Annotated in this window: 13 protein-coding genes and 1 riboswitch; of the genes, 3 read left to right on the top strand and 10 right to left on the bottom strand. The window is 71.2% G+C overall.

All coding sequences use genetic code 11. The features are described 5' to 3' along the window. Positions 1-6: 6 nt before the first annotated feature. Positions 7-1,164: an N-acetylglucosamine-6-phosphate deacetylase gene (nagA, locus tag QNO26_RS12045; RefSeq protein WP_257526434.1), complete on the bottom strand. Its 1,158-nt coding sequence runs from the start codon at positions 1,162-1,164 to the stop codon at positions 7-9. A gap of 89 nt (positions 1,165-1,253) precedes the next feature. Further along, positions 1,254-1,337, top strand: a riboswitch (ZMP/ZTP riboswitch). A 59-nt stretch (positions 1,338-1,396) separates the two neighbouring features. On the opposite strand from nagA, the gene glyA reads away from it, so the two are divergent. Together glyA and QNO26_RS12035 are read left to right on the top strand one after the other, a co-directional pair. Next, a complete protein-coding gene (gene glyA / locus QNO26_RS12040; protein ID WP_257526435.1) occupies positions 1,397-2,671 on the top strand; it encodes a serine hydroxymethyltransferase in 1,275 nt (424 codons plus the stop codon). Continuing rightward, positions 2,668-3,552 carry a bifunctional methylenetetrahydrofolate dehydrogenase/methenyltetrahydrofolate cyclohydrolase gene (locus QNO26_RS12035; protein ID WP_257526436.1) on the top strand — a complete coding sequence of 295 codons (885 nt, stop codon included), beginning with the start codon at positions 2,668-2,670 and terminating at the stop codon, positions 3,550-3,552. The genes glyA and QNO26_RS12035 overlap by 4 nt, the downstream gene beginning before the upstream one ends. Positions 3,553-3,658: 106 nt before the next feature. Here QNO26_RS12035 and QNO26_RS12030 read toward each other — a convergent pair whose 3' ends face one another. From QNO26_RS12030 to QNO26_RS11995, 8 genes are all read right to left on the bottom strand, one after another. Next, the gene (locus tag QNO26_RS12030) at positions 3,659-4,234 is read right to left on the bottom strand and encodes a hypothetical protein (RefSeq protein WP_257526437.1); all 576 of its coding nucleotides are present in this window, start codon (positions 4,232-4,234) and stop codon (positions 3,659-3,661) included. Positions 4,235-4,375: 141 nt separating this feature from the next. Beyond that, positions 4,376-7,930: a S8 family serine peptidase gene (locus tag QNO26_RS12025; RefSeq protein ID WP_257526438.1), complete on the bottom strand. Its 3,555-nt coding sequence runs from the start codon at positions 7,928-7,930 to the stop codon at positions 4,376-4,378. Between the two features lie 121 nt (positions 7,931-8,051). Continuing rightward, positions 8,052-8,855 carry an HpcH/HpaI aldolase family protein gene (locus tag QNO26_RS12020; RefSeq protein ID WP_257526439.1) on the bottom strand — a complete coding sequence of 268 codons (804 nt, stop codon included), beginning with the start codon at positions 8,853-8,855 and terminating at the stop codon, positions 8,052-8,054. Continuing rightward, complete coding sequence (locus QNO26_RS12015; RefSeq protein WP_257526440.1) at positions 8,840-9,625, bottom strand: 2-keto-4-pentenoate hydratase; 786 nt, start codon at positions 9,623-9,625, stop codon at positions 8,840-8,842. The genes QNO26_RS12020 and QNO26_RS12015 overlap by 16 nt, the downstream gene beginning before the upstream one ends. A 285-nt stretch (positions 9,626-9,910) precedes the next feature. Further along, positions 9,911-11,071: a 3,4-dihydroxyphenylacetate 2,3-dioxygenase gene (gene hpaD / locus QNO26_RS12010; RefSeq protein ID WP_257526441.1), complete on the bottom strand. Its 1,161-nt coding sequence runs from the start codon at positions 11,069-11,071 to the stop codon at positions 9,911-9,913. 31 nt (positions 11,072-11,102) lie between these two features. After that, positions 11,103-12,617, bottom strand: a complete 1,515-nt coding sequence (gene hpaE / locus QNO26_RS12005; protein ID WP_257526442.1) for a 5-carboxymethyl-2-hydroxymuconate semialdehyde dehydrogenase — start codon at positions 12,615-12,617, stop codon at positions 11,103-11,105. Positions 12,618-12,643: 26 nt separating this feature from the next. Next, complete coding sequence (locus tag QNO26_RS12000) at positions 12,644-13,318, bottom strand: GntR family transcriptional regulator (protein WP_257526443.1); 675 nt, start codon at positions 13,316-13,318, stop codon at positions 12,644-12,646. 1 nt (position 13,319) lies between these two features. Continuing rightward, positions 13,320-14,795 (bottom strand): fumarylacetoacetate hydrolase family protein, encoded by a 1,476-nt coding sequence (locus tag QNO26_RS11995; RefSeq protein ID WP_257526444.1) that lies wholly within the window; start codon positions 14,793-14,795, stop codon positions 13,320-13,322. A gap of 110 nt (positions 14,796-14,905) precedes the next feature. On the opposite strand from QNO26_RS11995, the gene QNO26_RS11990 reads away from it, so the two are divergent. Next, positions 14,906-16,291 carry an MFS transporter gene (locus QNO26_RS11990; RefSeq protein ID WP_257526445.1) on the top strand — a complete coding sequence of 462 codons (1,386 nt, stop codon included), beginning with the start codon at positions 14,906-14,908 and terminating at the stop codon, positions 16,289-16,291. Positions 16,292-16,342: 51 nt separating this feature from the next. Here the strand turns inward: QNO26_RS11990 and QNO26_RS11985 are convergent, their stop codons facing one another. Continuing rightward, positions 16,343-17,044 (bottom strand): IclR family transcriptional regulator, encoded by a 702-nt coding sequence (locus QNO26_RS11985; protein ID WP_257526447.1) that lies wholly within the window; start codon positions 17,042-17,044, stop codon positions 16,343-16,345. Positions 17,045-17,085: the final 41 nt, after the last annotated feature.

The following is a 17,085-nucleotide window of genomic DNA, read 5'->3' as shown; positions in this document are numbered from 1 at the left end:
GGACGGCTACGCGGGAACGCCGTCGACCCACACCGCACGGACGCCGAGTGCGGCGTCCAGCAGCACCGCATCGGCTGTGGCGCCCACGGCCAGCGATCCCGCCTGTGCGCCGATGGCTCGGGCGGGCACGGCGGTGAGCGCGTCGACCGCGTCGGGCATCGAGACGCCGCACTGCCCGGTGACGATCCGCAGCGCCGCGTCCTGCGTCAGCGTCGACCCGGCGATCGATCCGCCGTCGTCCAGGCGCGCCACCCCGTCGGTCACCGTCACCGCGAGCCCGCCGAGCGTGTAGGCGCCGTCGGCCGACCCGGCGGCCCCCATCGCATCGGTGATGAGGGCGACACGGCCGGGAGCGCCGGCGAACACCACCCGCATCACGTCGGGATGCACGTGGGTCCCGTCGGCGATGAGCTCGAGCGTGACCCGCTCGTCCTGCATCGCCGCGACGACGGGCCCCGGATCCCGGTGGTGGATGCCGCGCATGCCGTTGAAGGCATGCGTGAGGATCGTCGCACCCGCGTCGAACGCGCGCCGGGTGGCGTCGGCGTCGGCGTCGGTGTGCCCCACCGCCACGGCGACGCCGGCGGCGGTGAACCGGCGGATCGCGTCGTCCGCTCCGGGAAGCTCGGGGGCGAGCGTCACCTGCCGGATGGTGCCGTCGCCGGCAGCGAGCAGGCGGTCGACGGCGGCCGCGTCCGGTGCCCGCAGCAGCGCGGGGGTGTGCGCGCCCTTGTGGCCGAGGTCCAGGAAGGGGCCCTCGAGGTGCGAGCCGAGGATCGTGGCATCCTCTCGGGCCAGACGTGCGACCGTCGCGACGCGTGCGGCGAGGTCGTCGATGGATGCCGTCACGAGAGACAGCACCGCCCGGGTGGTCCCGCGGGAGCGGTGCATCGCGCGCGCCTCGGCGATGGCGTCGGCCCCGTCGTCGAACGCGTGGCCCGCCCCGCCGTGCGCGTGGATGTCGACGAACCCGGGGGTGAGCCATGCGCCGTCCCCGTCGTGCACATCGACGGGGGAGTGGTCTCGCCAGGTGTCGCCCTGCCCGACGGCGGCGACCCGCCCGTCGCGGAACGCGATCCAGGCGTCGTCGGTGATCTCCCCGGCATCGATGAGCCGGACGTGATGGATGACGCGGTCCGCGCGGAGTGCGCCCTGGGTCTTCACGGTGCACCAGCGTAGCAACGCGTGATCCGCCTGTCCGCGCGGTGTCGCCCGGCACGCGGCGGGGGTGGCCCACGCGGCATCCGCTATGCTCTGGGTGTCGCGACTGGCGTTGAGGTGGGTGACCACCGGGGAGCGACCGACAGGGCATTCGACCGCACGCCTGGGCCGGGTCTCGATACGCCCGTGCGCGGGCTTCTCGACCATCACGTACCGCTGCCGTCTGGAGATCGCCATGACCGATTCCGTGTTCAACGCCCCCCTCGCCGAGGTCGATCCCGAGATCGCACAGGTGCTCGAGCGCGAGCTCGACCGCCAGCGCGGCTACCTCGAGATGATCGCCTCCGAGAACTTCGTGCCGGTGTCGGTGCTGCAGTCGCAGGGCTCGGTGCTGACCAACAAATACGCCGAGGGCTACCCGGGTCGCCGCTACTACGGCGGCTGCGAAGAGGTCGACGTCGCCGAGGAGCTCGCCATCGAGCGGGCGAAGTCGCTGTTCGGCGCGCAGTTCGCCAACGTGCAGCCGCACTCGGGCGCGTCGGCCAACGCGGCGGTGCTGCACGCCATCGCCCGCCCCGGCGACACGCTGCTGGGTCTCTCGCTCGACCACGGCGGTCACCTGACGCACGGCATGAAGATCAACTTCTCGGGCCGGCTCTACAACATCGTCGCGTACGGCGTGGATGCCGAGACGTCGCTGGTCGACATGGACGAGGTGCGCCGCCTCGCCCTCGAGCACAAGCCGAAGGTCATCATCGCGGGCTGGTCGGCCTACCCCCGTCAGCTGGACTTCGCCGCCTTCCGCGCCATCGCCGACGAGGTGGGCGCGCTTCTCTGGGTCGACATGGCACACTTCGCCGGGCTCGTCGCCGCCGGGCTGCACCCGAACCCCGTGCCGCACGCGCACGTCGTGTCGTCGACCGTGCACAAGACCATCGGCGGGCCGCGCTCCGGCTTCATCCTCAGCAACGACGCCGACATCGCCAAGAAGATCAACACCGCCGTCTTCCCGGGTCAGCAGGGCGGGCCGCTCATGCACGTCATCGCCGCCAAGGCGACGGCGTTCAAGCTCGCCGCGACCCCCGAGTTCGTCGAGCGGCAGGAGCGCGTGCTGCGGGGAGCTGCGATCCTCGCCGACCGCCTCACGCAGCAGGACGTCAAGGATGCCGGCATCGCGGTGCGCTCCGGCGGCACCGACGTGCACCTGGTGCTGGTGGACCTGCGCGACGCGGCGATCGACGGCAAGCAGGCCGAGGATCTGCTGCACGAGATCCACATCACGGTGAACCGCAACGCCGTCCCCAACGACCCGCGGCCGCCGATGGTGACCTCGGGCCTGCGCATCGGGACGCCTGCGCTCGCGACCCGCGGGTTCGGTGACGCCGAGTTCACCGAGGTCGCCGACGTCATCGCCCTGGCCCTGCAGCCGGGCGCCGACCTCGAGGCGCTGCGTGTGCGCGTCGCCGCGCTCACCGCGGCGTTCCCGCTGTACCCCGGTCTGCAGCAGTGACCGCGGTCCGGCTCGACGGCGTCGCGACCGCGGCGGCGATCAAGGACGAGCTGCGCGCCCGGGTGGCGGCGCTGGCGGAGAAGGGCATCGTCCCCGGCATCGCGACCGTGCTGGTGGGGGCCGACCCGGCATCCCAGCTGTACGTCGGCATGAAGCACAAGCAGTCCGAGGCGATCGGGATGAACTCGATCCAGCGCGAGCTGCCCGCCGACGCGACGCAGCAGCAGGTCGAACAGCTGATCGACGAGCTCAACGCCGATCCCTCCTGTCACGGGTACATCGTGCAGCTGCCGCTGCCGAAGCACCTCGACACCGACGCGATCCTGGAGCGGATCGACCCGGCGAAGGATGCCGACGGTCTGCACCCGACCAACCTCGGCCGGCTCGTGCTCAACGTGAACACGCCCATCGCCTCGCCGCTGCCGTGCACGCCGCGCGGCGTCATCGAGCTGCTGACCCGCAACGGCTACGACCTGCGCGGCAAGAATGTGGTCGTGGTCGGCCGTGGGGTCACCATCGGTCGCTCGATCGGTCTGCTGCTGACCCGGCGCGACATCAACGCGACGGTGACCCTCACCCACACCGGAACGGTCGACCTGGAGCGGCACCTGCGCGGCGCCGACGTCATCGTCGCGGCTGCGGGAGTGAAGCATCTGGTGCGCCCCGAGCACGTCGCGCCGGGCGCGGCGGTGCTCGATGTGGGCGTGACGCGGGAGACCGACCCCGAGACCGGCAAGAACCGGGTCTACGGCGACGTGCACCCCGACGTCGTCGATGTGGCCGGATACCTCTCGCCCAACCCCGGCGGGGTGGGCCCGATGACCGTGGCGCTGCTGATGACCAACGTCGTGGAAGCCGCCGAGCGCAGCGTCTCGTCGTAGCCCGCGGTCGGCACCCCTGACCGGTGAGACCGCAACTGGCGGCTGAGACCGTGGGAATCACCCGCTGTCTCGGCCGCCAGATGCCGTTTCAGCGACGGGAGCGGGGTCAGCCCTTGCCGAGCTCGTCGAGCATGCGGCGCTGCTCCTCGGTGAGGCCGTCGTCGGCTGCGGGGCGCGGCGGCGGGGGCGTGGTGCTGGGGCGGGGGACGTCGGTGGGGGCGGATGCCGGGGTGGGGGTGGATGCCGGGGTGCCGCGGCGACCGCCCAGCGCGCGGTCGTACAGCGCTGCGGCGCGGGCCTCGAGGCGGTCGTCGACGATGTCGTAGACGATCCAGGCGAGCAGCAGCACCAGCGGCGGCAGGAGCCAGCCCACGATGCGCGTCACCGCCACGGCGGAGAACACCACGACGAGCACCCAGATCACCAGCTCGACGACGAACACGAGCGCGGCCTGCACGACCTTCTCGCCGAGGCGATTGCGGCGACTGGCCGACCGGGCGGCGATCCCCCGGAACAGCTTCGCGATCGCGGGCTTCAGCCAGATCGTGCCCGCCGTCAGCAGGACGCCCGCCCACAGCGCTGCCCACCCCACCCGCACAGTGGGCAGCAGCGCGCCGAGCAGCAGCAGCACCACGACGTTGAACACGTACAGCGAGACGAATCTCACGACCCAGGTCTTCATACCGCCACTGTGCCACGCCGGTCGCGTGCGCGGCATCCCATCGCCCGCGCACCCGTGAGACGACAGCTGGCGACCGAGTCAGGGGGTTGTCCCCCTGCCTCGGCCGCCAGATGTGGTGTCAGCGACCCGTGATGATGCGGGTCAGCGCACCGTGACCGTCGTCTGCTCGGCCGGCGTCGCCCGCAGCTGCGGACTCGTCAGCGTCGCCCAGATGTCCCACGAGCCGCGCAGCACTCCGGTCGCGCTGTAGTCGAACGACACCGTGCCGCCGGCGGTGGGGGGCGACGTCGTCACCGCGTACACCGAGTCGGCCGTGGGTGCGTCGGCGATCACGCCGCTGGTGCCATTGCGGTTCTCCGCTCCCGTGACCGCGGTGGTCGCGGCATCCGAGACCGGCGCGTCGCCGTAAGCGAACCACTGGCCCTCGGTGGCGCCGAGCGTCAGCCACAGCTGGAACGTGTTGGTCGCGTTGCCGCTGTAGGTCGGCACGTCCTCCCACTCGACCACGAGGTAGCTGTTCACCCCGTCGCTGAGCGAGCCCACGCGAACCGCGCCCCCCTCCTCCGGGTTCAGGTCGGTCCAGTACGGCGCCAGCACGTTGTTGGGCACCGTCGGGTCGGGGATTCCGGTGGACTGGTACGACACATCCGCCGAGGTACCGCCGCCGACGACGACATACCCGTTCGAGACGATGCCGATGCGGCTGTACACCTCGCCGCCGTAGGAGAACGACGGCACCGTGTAGTTCACGATCGCCTCGTCGCCGAGAGTCGCCACCGGGGCGATTCCCATGCTCGCCAGCGACAGGTAGCCGCCCGCGGGGTGGGTCCCGTCATCCGGGCCGACCGCGTCGATGCTCGGCGCGAGCGCCGGGCTGAGCGTGCCGCTCCACTTCGCGCCGAGGAACTGGCGCTTGGCGGGTGCGGTGACGTTGCGCACGTTCAGGAACGGGTGCGCGGCGACGTTGATGGTCGCAGGCACCTCCACCGGCAGGAAGTTCGTCGCAGACACCGTGCAGGTGGTGCTCGAACCGCGGCGGATGCTCTCGGGCTCGCAGGACTGGGCCAGCGACACCTCCGCCTCGCGCACGTTCGCCGCGAGCGGGATGACCACGTCGGAGCCGCCGCGGGTGGGCGTCAGGGTGATCTCACCCTGCTGCCATCCCTCGTCCGACTCCAGCCCGTCGATGATCACCGACAGCGTCTTGGACTTTCCCGGAGCGATGGTGAACCGCGACGGGAACACCGTCACCCGCAGGCCGCCCGTCGCCTCGTCGCTGACCCGGAAGGTCTGCGACTTGCCGCTGACGTTGGTGACGGTGCGCTTGGTCTCGATCGCGCCCGGCATCGGGTCGACGTAGATGCTCGGGATGTTGAGGTCGACGCGACCCAGCGGGTCCGCGGCGCTCGCCACGAAGCGGTCGGCCGATTCCGAGATGGTGAGCAGGGGGGCCACCGCGCGGTCGGCGCGGATGCTGCCTGCACCGCGGTCGAACGCGCCGGCCGGCGATCCGTCCGCGTTGACGACATCCTGCAGGGAGGAGGTCATGAGCGCCGACTTGACCTGACCGGGGGTGAAGTCCGGCCGCGCCGCGATCACGAGGGCTGCAACGCCCGCGGCGTGAGGCGACGACATCGAGGTGCCCGCGATGGCCTGGTAGTACTGGCCGGCAGGTCCGGAGTCGGGGCCGCTGGGCTCGGGCGTGTGACCGGCGAGCACCTGGATGCCGGGACCGGTGACGTCGGGCTTGAGGAACTCCCCGATCGGGCCGCGCGAGCTGAAGCTGGCCATCACGTCGCCGGGAGCACGGCTCGCCATTCCGGGACCCCACGAGGCGGTGACGCCCGGGCGGGTCAGGAAGGCGAGGACCTCGTCGTTCGGTCCCTCCAGGTGGATCGTGGGGAGGAAGTGGTTGTCGGTGTTGGTCTCCTGCGTCGTCGGGTTGTAGAGGATCATGCCTGCCGCGTCGCCGAGGAAGGCGTTGTAGCCCTTCGCGACACGGCCGTTGCCGCCGCGCTCGCACACCACGACGGTGCCGGTGAGGCTGCCGTCGGCGAAGGGCTGCTCGCAGCGGACGCCACCGGTGTAGCCCGGCACGGCGTCGGCGCGGACCACGGGGGCGTCGGTGACACCCTGCGTGACGGTCGCGCCGGACTTGGTCAGTGTGCCGCCGTCGGTCGAGGACAGTTCGAGGGTGGTCGTGAACGCCCGGTCGAGGGTGGACGCGGCGACGGTCGTCAGCCACGGGCCGGCGTGGTTGGCCGTGGAGGCGCCGGGGCCGGAGTTGCCGGCGGAGGCGTGCACGGCGATGCCGGCGGCGTAGGCGTCGAGGAACGCCAGGCCCACCGCGTCGGTGTAGACGCTCGCGGAGCCGCTGATCGAGTAGTTGATCACGTCGACGCCGTCGAGGATCGTCTGCTCGACGGCCTCGACGAGGTCGGCGGTGTATCCGCCGGCCGGGCCGAGGGCGCGGTAGGCGATGATCGAGGCGCCCGGGGCGATGCCGCTGATGGGGCCGTGGTCGACGCCGAGCACGACCGAGCTGTCCACGGCGCTGCCCGCAGCGGTGGTGGCGGTGTGGGTGCCGTGTCCGTCGGAGTCGCGGGCCGAGCAGACGTCCGCGCCGCAGAAGTCCACTGCGCCGGCCCGCTCCGGTGCCACGCGCTGATACGTGTCGAGGAACGCGTAGGCGCCGATGAGCTTGTCGTTGCAGGAGAAGTCGTCGCCTGCGCCCTCTGCTCCGCCGCCGAACTCGCACGCCCAGGGGCCGCCTTCGGGGGCCGGGATGCCGTTGTCGACGAGCATCGGGTGCTCCGGCCAGATGCCGGTGTCGATCACGCCGACGATGACGCCCACGCCGGCCTTGTCGCGGCCGCCGAGGCTCGGCCAGACGGCGTCGGCGCCGACGAAGGTGGAGCCGTCGTTGTCGATGCCGTTGGTGTCGTAGGTGACCGGTCCCTGGGGCTCCTCGGGTGCGGGGGTCTCTTCCGGCGCCGCGGTCTCCTCCGGTGCGGGGGTCTCTTCCGGCGCCGCGGTCTCCTCGGGTGCAGGAGTCTCCTCCGGCGCCGTGGTCTGCTCAGGCGCGGGGGTCTCCTCCGGGGTGGCGGTCTCCTCCGGGGCGGGGGTCTCCTCCGGGGCGGCGGCGGTGCGCGTGTGCAGGGCGTTCTCCTGCACGGCGGCGACGCCCTCGATGCCGGCGACGTCCTTCGCCCGGTTGGCGGGAAGGATGATCGACAGGCCGCCGTACGCCATCACGTAGCGGGACACGAGTTCTGCGCCGGGGACGGATGCCTGGATCTCGGCGAACGCGGCATCCAGCCGCTCCTGCACGTAGGCGGTGTACGCGGTGACGTCGCTGTCACCGAGGTCGCGTCCGGTGACCGCGGGGCTCGTCGCCGCGAAGCCCTCGATGCCGCCGGCATACGCGGCCACGGGGTCGACGTCGACCTTCACCATGACCGTCGTGCGGGCCGCGTCCGTCCGCGCGAGCACATCGGGGTCGCTCTCTGCGAGCTTGCCGGTGGCGGAGCGGCTCGTCACATCCGCCGGGCCCTCGGGCGAGACCGGGCTGCCGGTGAAACCGTCTGCGCCGGTGGCGGCGCGGGCCGGGGGAGCGAGCATGACCAGGAGGAGTGCTGTCACCCCCAGCGCGGCGAAGAGTTGCAGCAAACGCGGGAACGACAGCGATCGAGTCATCCGGGAGGCCTCCGTCAGCGAACCTGAGTGTTCGGTATGGAGAACCTACGTTCCACCTGAACAGACACGCGCAGGTCGGCTGGAGACTCTCATCGAACTCTCATAATCAGCCGTGGCGGAGTCAGTACGAGGCGGTCGGCCCGTCATCGCGCACGGCGCACCACCGCTCCGCCAGCGCCTCGGATCCCCTCGCCAGCAGCGCCACATCGGCCCCGACGAGGACGAACGACGCCCCGTCGCGGAGGTAGGCCTCGGCGACGGCGGGGTCGAACGCATTGACCCCGACCGGCTTTCCCGCCGCGCGGACGGCGGTGAAAGCCCGCTCCACGGCGGCGAGGACGTCGGGATGCGACTGCTGACCGAGCACGCCGAGGGAGGCGGCGAGGTCGGAGGGGCCGACGAAGATCCCGTCCACGCCGTCGACGGCGGCGATCTCGGCCGCGGCGTCGACGCCGGCGGCCGTCTCGATCTGGACGAACACCGACACATGGTCGGACGCGTGGGCGAGGTAGCCGTCGACGCGGTTCCACCGGGCCGAGCGGGCCAGGGCCGAGCCGACTCCGCGGATCCCCCGCGGCGGGTAGTGCGCCGCAGCGACGACGGACCGCGCCTCGTCGGCCGACGAGACCATCGGCACGAGGATGTTCTGCGCCCCGAGGTCGAGCACCTGCTTGATCGTCACCGGATCGGCTGCCGGGACGCGCACGACCGGCGTGATCGGGTAGGCGGCGACGGCCTGCAGCTGGGCCAGCACCGAGGCGAGTCCGTTGGGGGAGTGCTCCATGTCGATGAGCACCCAGTCCATCCCGGACCCGGCGCAGATCTCGGCGACCAGCGGTGAGCCCGTGCACACCCAGATGCCGGCGAGCGGGCGGGACGCCCCGGCCAGGTCATGGCGGAAGGTCGGTGTCAGATGAAGCGGCATTCGATGACTCCCATCGGACCGTAGTCGCAGCGGACCATGTCCCCTCGGCTCACCCACATCGGCCGGGTGAACGATCCCGCCAGGATGATCTCGCCCGCCTCGAGGCAGGCGCCGTGGGCGTGGAACTTGTTCGCCAGCCACGCGACGCCGGTGGCGGGGTGGCCGAGCACCCCCGCGGCGACGCCGGTCTCCTCGATCTCGCCGTTGCGGGAGAGCACCCCGGGAACCCAGCGCAGGTCGATCTCGTCGGGCCGCTTGTGCACGTCGCCGAGCACCATCGCACCATAGGCGGCGTTGTCCGCGATCGTGTCGACGATCGTGCGGCCGTCGAGTTCGATGTGCGAGTTGAGCACCTCCAGCGCCGGCACGGCGTAGTCGATCGCAGCCAGGGCATCCTCGAGCGTGCAGTCGGGGCCCGACAGCGCGTGCTTGAGCACGAACGCCAGCTCCACCTCGATGCGCACGTTCGAGAAGTGATCGACGGGGATCTCCGCCCCGCTGGGGTAGACGGTGTCGTCGAACATCACCCCGTAATCCGGCTCGGTGATGCCGGTGGCCTGCTGCATCGCCTTCGAGGTCAGTCCGATCTTGCGGCCCACCAGGCGGCGCCCGGCGGCGAGGTTCTTGTCGCGCCACACGCCCTGGATCGCGTAGGAGTCCTCGACCGTCGCCTGCGGGTAGCGGGCCGTGATGCGGGGGATAACGCCGTGCACGCGGTCAGCCTCGGCGAGCTCGTCCGCGATCGCGGCGATCGTGTCGGCATCCAGCATCGGTGTCTCCTTCGGTGTGGTCAGCGTACGGGTTCTGGGCGGCGTTTCGTCTCGCTGGGGTGGTCGTTGAGCGAGGGAGCGCAGTGAGCGAGACGAAACGTGGTGGGTGTGGGGCGTTTCGTCTCGCTGGGGTGGTCGTTGAGCGAGGGAGCGCAGTGAGCGAGACGAAACGCCGCGGGTGTGGGGCGTTTCGTCTCGCTGGGCTCGCTCAACGACCGGCGGGTGCGGTGGGTGTGGGGCGTTTCGTCTCGCTGCGCTCGCTCAACGACCGAGGGCGACCGGGGGTCAGAGCTGGTGGCCCAGCTTGTACTCGCCCTGCTTGTACTCCGGCAGCGTGTCCTCGCCGGGGCGCGTGTACGAGAACCCGTCGGCGCCGATGGTCACCGCCATCTCGCTGCTGTCGGTGCGCGCGACGACCGGCTGCGGGTTGCCGTCGAGATCGAGCACGAGCGACGCCTCGGTGTACCACGACGGCACGACCGGGTTGCCCCACCAGTCGCGGCGCTGGTTGTCGTGGACGTCCCAGGTGATCACCGGGTTGTCGGGGTCGCCGGTGTAGTAGTCCTGCGTGTAGATCTCCACGCGGTGCCCGTCGGGGTCGCGCAGGTACAGGTAGAAGGCGTTCGAGACGCCGTGGCGGCCCGGTCCGCGCTCGATCGCGTCGGAGCGGCGCAGGGCGCCGAGCTTGTCGCAGATCGCCAGGATGTTGTGCTTCTCGTGCGTGGCGAAGGCGACGTGGTGCATGCGCGGGCCGTCGCCGCCGGTCATGGCGGTGTCGTGCACGGTGGGCTTGCGGCGCATCCACGCGGCGTACACGGTGCCCTCGTCGTCCTGGATGTCCTCGGTCACGCGGAAGCCGAGGTCCTGCATGAACTTCACCGCGCGGGGGACGTCGGGGGTCACCTGGTTGAAGTGGTCCAGGCGCACCAGCTCGCCGGGGGTGTGCAGGTCGTAGCGCCAGGCGAGGCGCTCGACGTGCTCGGTCTGGAAGAAGAACTCGTATGGGAAGCCCAGCGGGTCCTGCACGCGCACCGCGTCGCCGATGCCCTTCACGAATCCTTCGGGACGCCGCTCCACGCGGCATCCGAGCTCGGTGTAGAACGCGACCGCCTTGTCGAGGTCTTCCGCCGACCGCACGCGGTAGGAGAATGCGGCGACCGCGGCGACGTCGCCTTTGCGCAGCACCAGGTTGTGGTGGATGAACTCCTCCGTCGAGCGGAGGTAGATCGCGGTGTCGTCCTCCTCGGTCACGTAGAGGCCGAGCACGTCGACGTAGAACTCGCGGGATGCCGCGAGGTCGGTCACCACGAGCTCCATGTAGGCGCAGCGCAGGATGTCCGGCGCGGGAACCGAGGGGGTCGGCACCGGGTCGTCGGTCTGGATGGGGGCTTCCTGGGAGACGTAGAAGCCCGAGGAGGTCAGGGTCATGTCGTCGCGGTGGGTCATGTCAGCGTCCTTGCTATCCGGGCGGAGTGGGTCAGTTCTTGCCGAAGGTCGGGTTGTGCACCTTGCCGAGGGTGATGTGCACGGCCTGCTGGTCGGTGTAGAAGTCGATCGAGCGGTAGCCGCCCTCGTGGCCGAGGCCGGAGGCCTTGACGCCCCCGAACGGCGTGCGCAGGTCCCGCACGTTGTTGGAGTTCAGCCACACCATGCCCGCGTCGACCGCCTGCGAGAAGTTGTGGGCCCGCTTGAGGTCGTTGGTCCAGACATACGCGGCCAGGCCGTACTTCGTGTCGTTGGCCAGGCGCAGGGCATCCTCGTCGGTGTCGAACGGCGTGATCGCGACGACCGGTCCGAAGATCTCCTCCTGGAAGATGCGTGCCTCCGGCGACACGTCGGCGAACACCGTGGGGGCGACGAAGTTGCCGAACGCGAAGTCCTCGGGCTGGCCGCCGCCGGCGACGAGGCGTCCCTCGGTCTTGCCGATCTCGATGTAGCCCATGACCTTCTCGAAATGCTCGGGGTGCACGAGGGCGCCGACCTCGGTCGCCGGGTCATGCGGATAGCCGACCTTCACGCGCCGCGCCTGCGCGGCGTAGCGCTCGACGAACTCGTCGTAGATGTCGCGCTGAACGAGGATGCGGCTGCCGGCGGTGCAGCGCTCGCCGTTGAGGGAGAAGACGCCGAAGATCGTGGCATCCACCGCCGCCTCGAGGTCGGCGTCGGCGAAGACGATCGCGGGGGACTTGCCGCCGAGCTCCATCGACAGACCCTTTAGGTAGGGCGCGGCGTTGGCGAAGATCAGCTGGCCCGTGGAGCTCTCGCCGGTGAACGAGATGAGCGGCACGTCGGGGTGCTTCACCAGTGCGTCGCCGGCATCCTCGCCCAGGCCGTTGACGAGGTTGAACACGCCCTGCGGCAGCCCCGCCTCCTCGAAGATCCCGGCCCACAGCGACGCCGACAGCGGTGTGAACTCGGCGGGCTTGAGCACGACGGTGTTGCCGGTGGCCAGCGCCGGGGCGAGCTTCCACGACTCGAGCATGAACGGGGTGTTCCACGGGGTGATGAGCCCGGCCACGCCGATCGGCTTGCGGTTGACGTAGTTGATCTGGCGTCCGGGCACCTTGAACGTGTCATCGGACTGCGCCACGATCAGGTCGGCGAAGAAGCGGAAGTTCTCGGCGGCCCGGCGGGCCTGACCGAGGGCCTGCGTGATCGGCAGGCCCGAGTCGAAGGATTCCAGCTCGGCCAGCCGGGCGTCGCGCGACTCCACGAGGTCGGCGATGCGGTGCAGCACGCGCGAGCGCTCGCGCGGCAGCATCTTCGGCCACGGCCCGTCGGTGAACGCCCGGCGGGCAGCCGCGACGGCCAGGTCGATGTCGGCCTTCTTGCCGGCGGCGGCGGTGACGTAGGTCTCGTTGGACACCGGCTCGAGCACATCGAACGTGTCGCCGTCCACCGAGTCGACGAATGTGCCGTCGATGTAGTGGCGGATGCGCTCGGGCAGGTCGGCGGGGACGTGGCGGCGGTCCAGCGCGGGGGCGTCGGTCATGTCGGTTCCTCCAGGTCGGCGAAAGGTCAGAAGGCCGGGAGACGGAGCGTCTCGTCGGGGTGTTCGTGGATCATGTAGGCGTCGAGGGTGGCCACCCGGTGTCGACGGGCGGCCTGCTCGATGTCGCCGAGGGGGGCCCCGCGCTCGATGAGGCGCAGGATCTCCTCGTGCTCGCGCACCGATTCCTGTGCGCGGCCGGGCACGAAGGTGAAGGTCGAGTCGCGCAGATGTCCGAGCCGTGCCCACTCGGCCTGCACGAGCTCGAGCAGGCGCGGGTTCGCGCAGCGGGCGTAGAGGATCTCGTGGAAGCGCTGGTTGAGCGCGGTGAACGCGCGCGGCTCGAAGTCCGACAGACGCTGCACCATCTGCTCGTTGATCGCCCGGGCGTCCCGGATGTCGGACTCGGTGATGGCGCGGGATGCCAGCGCGGTCGCCGTGCCCTCCAGCACGCTCAGCGCCTGCATGCTGTAGCGATACTGCGAGTCGTCGACCATCGACACGTGGGCACCCACATTGCGCTCGAAGGTCACCAGTCCCTCCGCCTCCAGCTGGCGGATCGCCTCGCGCACCGGCACCACGCTCATGTCGAGCTCGCCGGCGATCGTGCCCAGCACCAGCCGGTAGCCCGGCGTGAACTCCTGGGCGGCGATGCGCTCCTTGATCCACTGGTAGGCGCGCTGCGACTTGCTGACGGCATCCATGTCAGGACCCCGCCCGCTCGGCGTCGTACCGCGCGCGCCACTGCGCGTTCATGGGGAAGAGCCCGTCGACGGGGTTCCCCGCGGCGACCTGCCGGGCGACCCACGCGTCTTCCTCCTCCTGCGCGAGCGCCGCATCGGCGACCTCCTGCGCGAGGGCGGGCGGAAGCACGATCACGCCGTCGGCGTCGCCGACGATGATGTCGCCGGGCAGCACCGTGGTGCCCCCGCACGCGACGGCGACGTCGGTCTCCCACGGGACGTGCTTGCGGCCGAGCACAGCGGGGTGGGCGCCGGCGGAGTAGACCGGGATGCCGACGGCGGCGACCGCCTCGGCGTCGCGGACGCCCCCGTCGGTGACGATCCCGGCGGCGCCGCGGACGCGGGCGCGGATGGCGAGGATGTCGCCGAGCGTGCCGGAGCCCGCTTCGCCGCGGGCCTCGATGACGAGGACCTCGCCTTCGTCGACGGCGTCGAAGGCGCGCTTCTGCGCGTTGTAGCCGCCGCCGTGCGCCGCGAACAGGTCTTCGCGGCCGGGGACGAAGCGCAGCGTCTTGGCGGTGCCGACGAGCTTCTGGTCGGGGTGGGTGGGGCGCACCCCGTCGACCGTCACGTTGTTGAGGCCGCGCTTGCGCAGCTGCTGGGAGAGCGCGGCGACGGGGATGCGCTCGAGCTGGGCGCGCAGCGCCGGGTCCAGACCCGTCGTCGGCAGGCCGGCGGCGTCGCGGGAGCCCCACGCCTCTTCGCGCTGGGTGTCGTCGACGCGGGGGAGCGAGCCCAGCTGCGGATCGAACGGCACGGCGGGGCCGGCGACGACGGTGGTGGTGAGGCGACCGGAGGTGGCGCCGGACTCGGGGGCATCCACTTCGACCTCCACGACATCGCCGGGCTGGACGACCGAGGAGCCCGCCGGCGTGCCGGTGAGGATCACGTCGCCCGGCTCGAGGGTGAAGTGCTGGGAGAGATCGGCGACGAACTGGGCCAGCGGGAAGATGAGGTCCGCCGTCGTGCCGTGCTGTCGCAGCTCGCCGTTGACCCATGCCCGCACCCGCAGTTCGGTGGGCTCGACGGTGCGTGCATCGATCAGGCTGGGGCCGATCGGGGTGAACCCGTCGCCGCCCTTGGAACGCACGTTGGAGCCCTTGTCTGCCGCGCGGAGGTCGTACAGCCCCAGGTCGTCGGCGGCGGTGACCCAGCCGACGTGCTCCCAGGCGCGGGCGAGGGAGACGCGCCGCGCGGCCGTGCCGATCACGAGCGCGATCTCGCCCTCGAAGGCGAGCAGCTCCGTGCCCTCCGGGCGTTCGACGGTTCCGCCGGTGGCGGCGACCGAACTGGATGCCTTGAAGAAGTACGACGGGGCGGCGGGGCGGCGCCCGCGCTGGGCTGCGCGCGATTCGTAGCTCAGGTGCACGGCGATGATCTTGCCGGGGCGGCCGGGAAGGCCGGAGAACCGGGGATCGGTGGTGGTGTCGATGGTCATGAGCTCCCTCGCCCTTGCGTCGTATCCGAAATCGTATATGATCATGCCACCACCGGCAACCCCGGTGGACCCGACACAAGACAGAGCCGTCACCTTTGGGAGTCACAACGATGAGTCACCCCACGCCCACCTCGGGCTTCACCCCTACCGGCACAATCGCCGTCGCGAAGGACCGCAGAAGGGTCGTCTTCGCCACGGTGGTCGGTACCACCGTCGAGTGGTACGACTTCTTCCTCTACGCCTCCGCCGCGGGCCTGGTCTTCGGCCAGCTCTTCTTCGCCCCCGCCGGCGAGGAGTTCGCGCAGATCCTCTCGTTCATCACCGTGGGCATCAGCTTCCTGTTCCGCCCGCTCGGCGCCTTCCTGGCCGGGCACCTCGGTGACAAGTACGGCCGCCGTCTGGTGCTGATGCTCACGCTCATGCTGATGGGCGTCGCGACCACCCTCGTCGGTCTGCTGCCGACGTACGCCGCCATCGGCATCGCCGCCCCCGCCCTGCTGATCTTCCTGCGCATCCTTCAGGGCATCTCCGCGGGCGGCGAATGGGGCGGCGCCGTGCTCATGGCCGTCGAGCACGCGCCCAAGGCCAAGCGCAGCCTGTTCGGCGCCTCGCCGCAGATCGGCGTGCCGCTGGGTCTGCTGCTGGCCAGCGGCATGCTCGGCCTCATGGCCGTCATCGCTCCGGGCGACGCCTTCCTCGAGTGGGGCTGGCGCATCCCGTTCCTGCTGTCGTTCGTGCTGATCCTCATCGGCTACTACGTGCGCAAGAAGGTCGAGGAGAGCCCGGTGTTCACCGAGCTCGCCGAGCGCAAGGAGCAGACGCGCATGCCGATCGTGCAGCTGTTCCGCAAGCACGCGCTGCTGGTGATCGTCGCGGCGCTCGTGTTCGCCGGCAACAACGCCGTGGGCTACATGACCACCGGCGGCTACATCCAGCGCTACGCGACCGACCCCGAGGGTCCGGTCGGTCTGCAGACCGCCGATGTGCTGGGCGCTGTCACGATCTCCGCCGTGTCGTGGCTGGTCTTCACCTGGATCGCCGGCTGGGCGGGAGACAAGATCGGCCGCCGCAACACGTACCTCGTCGGCTGGGCGCTGCAGCTCGCGGGTGTGTTCGCCCTGTTCCCGCTCGTGAACACCGGCAGCATCGGGCTGCTCACCCTGGGGCTGGTGCTCCTGACCGCCGGCCTCGGGTTCACCTACGGGCCGCAGGCGGCGCTGTACGCCGAGCTGTTCCCGGCATCCATCCGGTTCTCGGGAGTGTCGATCTCGTACGCGATCGGCGCGATCCTCGGTGGTGCGTTCGCCCCGACCATCGCGCAGGCGCTGGTGCAGGCGACCGGGTCGACCGATGCCGTGACCTTCTACCTCGCCGGCATGACCCTGCTCGGGCTCGTGGCCACGCTGCTGCTGCGCGACCGCAGCGGCATTCCGCTGGGCCCCGACCACGAGCAGGAGCAGGCCAAGAGCCCGATCTACGGGATGTCCAGGGCCTGACCCCGCGCGATGCGGAGGGCTCGGATGCCGCGGCATCCGAGCCCTTCGTCGTCACCCGTCGAGGGCCTCGCGGATCGCGTCGGCCGAGCGCTGCAGCCGCCGCGCGATGGCGGCGTGGTCGGCCCGGCCGCCCACGTGCACGACGGCGATCGCCGCGGGGCGCGCCGGCGCGCGCAGCCGCAGCGGCACCGCCACCGACTGCACCGTCGGGATGACCTCGTCGGCGCTGGTGGCGTAGCCGCGCTCGGCGGCGGCGGCGACCTGGTCGGCGAGCGCCGCCGGCAGCGGCACCGGCCAGTGCTCGGCAGCCAGGGTCGACAGGATCGCCTTGCTGGGCGCCCCCACGGTGATGGGATGCCGCGCCCCCGGGCGCTGTGCCACCGACGCGACGGCATGTCGCGGCTCGACGCTGGCGAGGGTGATGCACTGGTCGTGATCGAGCACCGCGAGGAAGCAGGTCATGCCGAGCTCGTTGGCGACGGCGGTGAGCTCGGGGAGGGCCTCGGCCTGCAGGTCGTGGGCCACGCCGGCGGCGAGGGCGGCCATGCGCGCGCCGAGCGTCAGTCGGCCGGACGCGTCGCGGGAGACCAGTCCGTGGTCCTCGAGGGTGCGCACCAGCCGGTAGGCCACGGAGCGGTGCACCTCCAGGCGCGCCGCGACCTCGTCGATCGTGAGGGGGCCGGGCGCATCCGCGAGCACTTCCAGAATGCGGATGCCGCGGCTCAGGGTCTGTGACGCGGGGGCCTCGGGCACGGGGCGTCCTCTCCGCCGGATGCTTGCCGCAGCGCAACCGG

The organism is Microbacterium sp. zg-Y1090 (assembly GCF_030246945.1).
GTDB lineage: Bacteria > Actinomycetota > Actinomycetes > Actinomycetales > Microbacteriaceae > Microbacterium > Microbacterium wangruii.
This window is presented reverse-complemented; position numbering and strand designations above follow the sequence as displayed.

Excerpts from the sequence above, each read along its gene's own strand:
- glyA (WP_257526435.1), top strand. The coding sequence starts at position 1,397 with ATGACCGATTCCGTGTTCAACGCCCCCCTCGCCGAGGTCGATCCCGAG.
- QNO26_RS12030 (WP_257526437.1), bottom strand. The coding sequence starts at position 4,234 with ATGAAGACCTGGGTCGTGAGATTCGTCTCGCTGTACGTGTTCAACGTC.
- QNO26_RS12025 (WP_257526438.1), bottom strand. The coding sequence starts at position 7,930 with ATGACTCGATCGCTGTCGTTCCCGCGTTTGCTGCAACTCTTCGCCGCG.
- QNO26_RS12020 (WP_257526439.1), bottom strand. The coding sequence starts at position 8,855 with ATGCCGCTTCATCTGACACCGACCTTCCGCCATGACCTGGCCGGGGCG.
- QNO26_RS12015 (WP_257526440.1), bottom strand. The coding sequence starts at position 9,625 with ATGCTGGATGCCGACACGATCGCCGCGATCGCGGACGAGCTCGCCGAG.
- hpaD (WP_257526441.1), bottom strand. The coding sequence starts at position 11,071 with ATGACCCACCGCGACGACATGACCCTGACCTCCTCGGGCTTCTACGTC.
- hpaE (WP_257526442.1), bottom strand. The coding sequence starts at position 12,617 with ATGACCGACGCCCCCGCGCTGGACCGCCGCCACGTCCCCGCCGACCTG.
- QNO26_RS12000 (WP_257526443.1), bottom strand. The coding sequence starts at position 13,318 with ATGGATGCCGTCAGCAAGTCGCAGCGCGCCTACCAGTGGATCAAGGAG.
- QNO26_RS11995 (WP_257526444.1), bottom strand. The coding sequence starts at position 14,795 with ATGACCATCGACACCACCACCGATCCCCGGTTCTCCGGCCTTCCCGGC.
- QNO26_RS11990 (WP_257526445.1), top strand. The coding sequence starts at position 14,906 with ATGAGTCACCCCACGCCCACCTCGGGCTTCACCCCTACCGGCACAATC.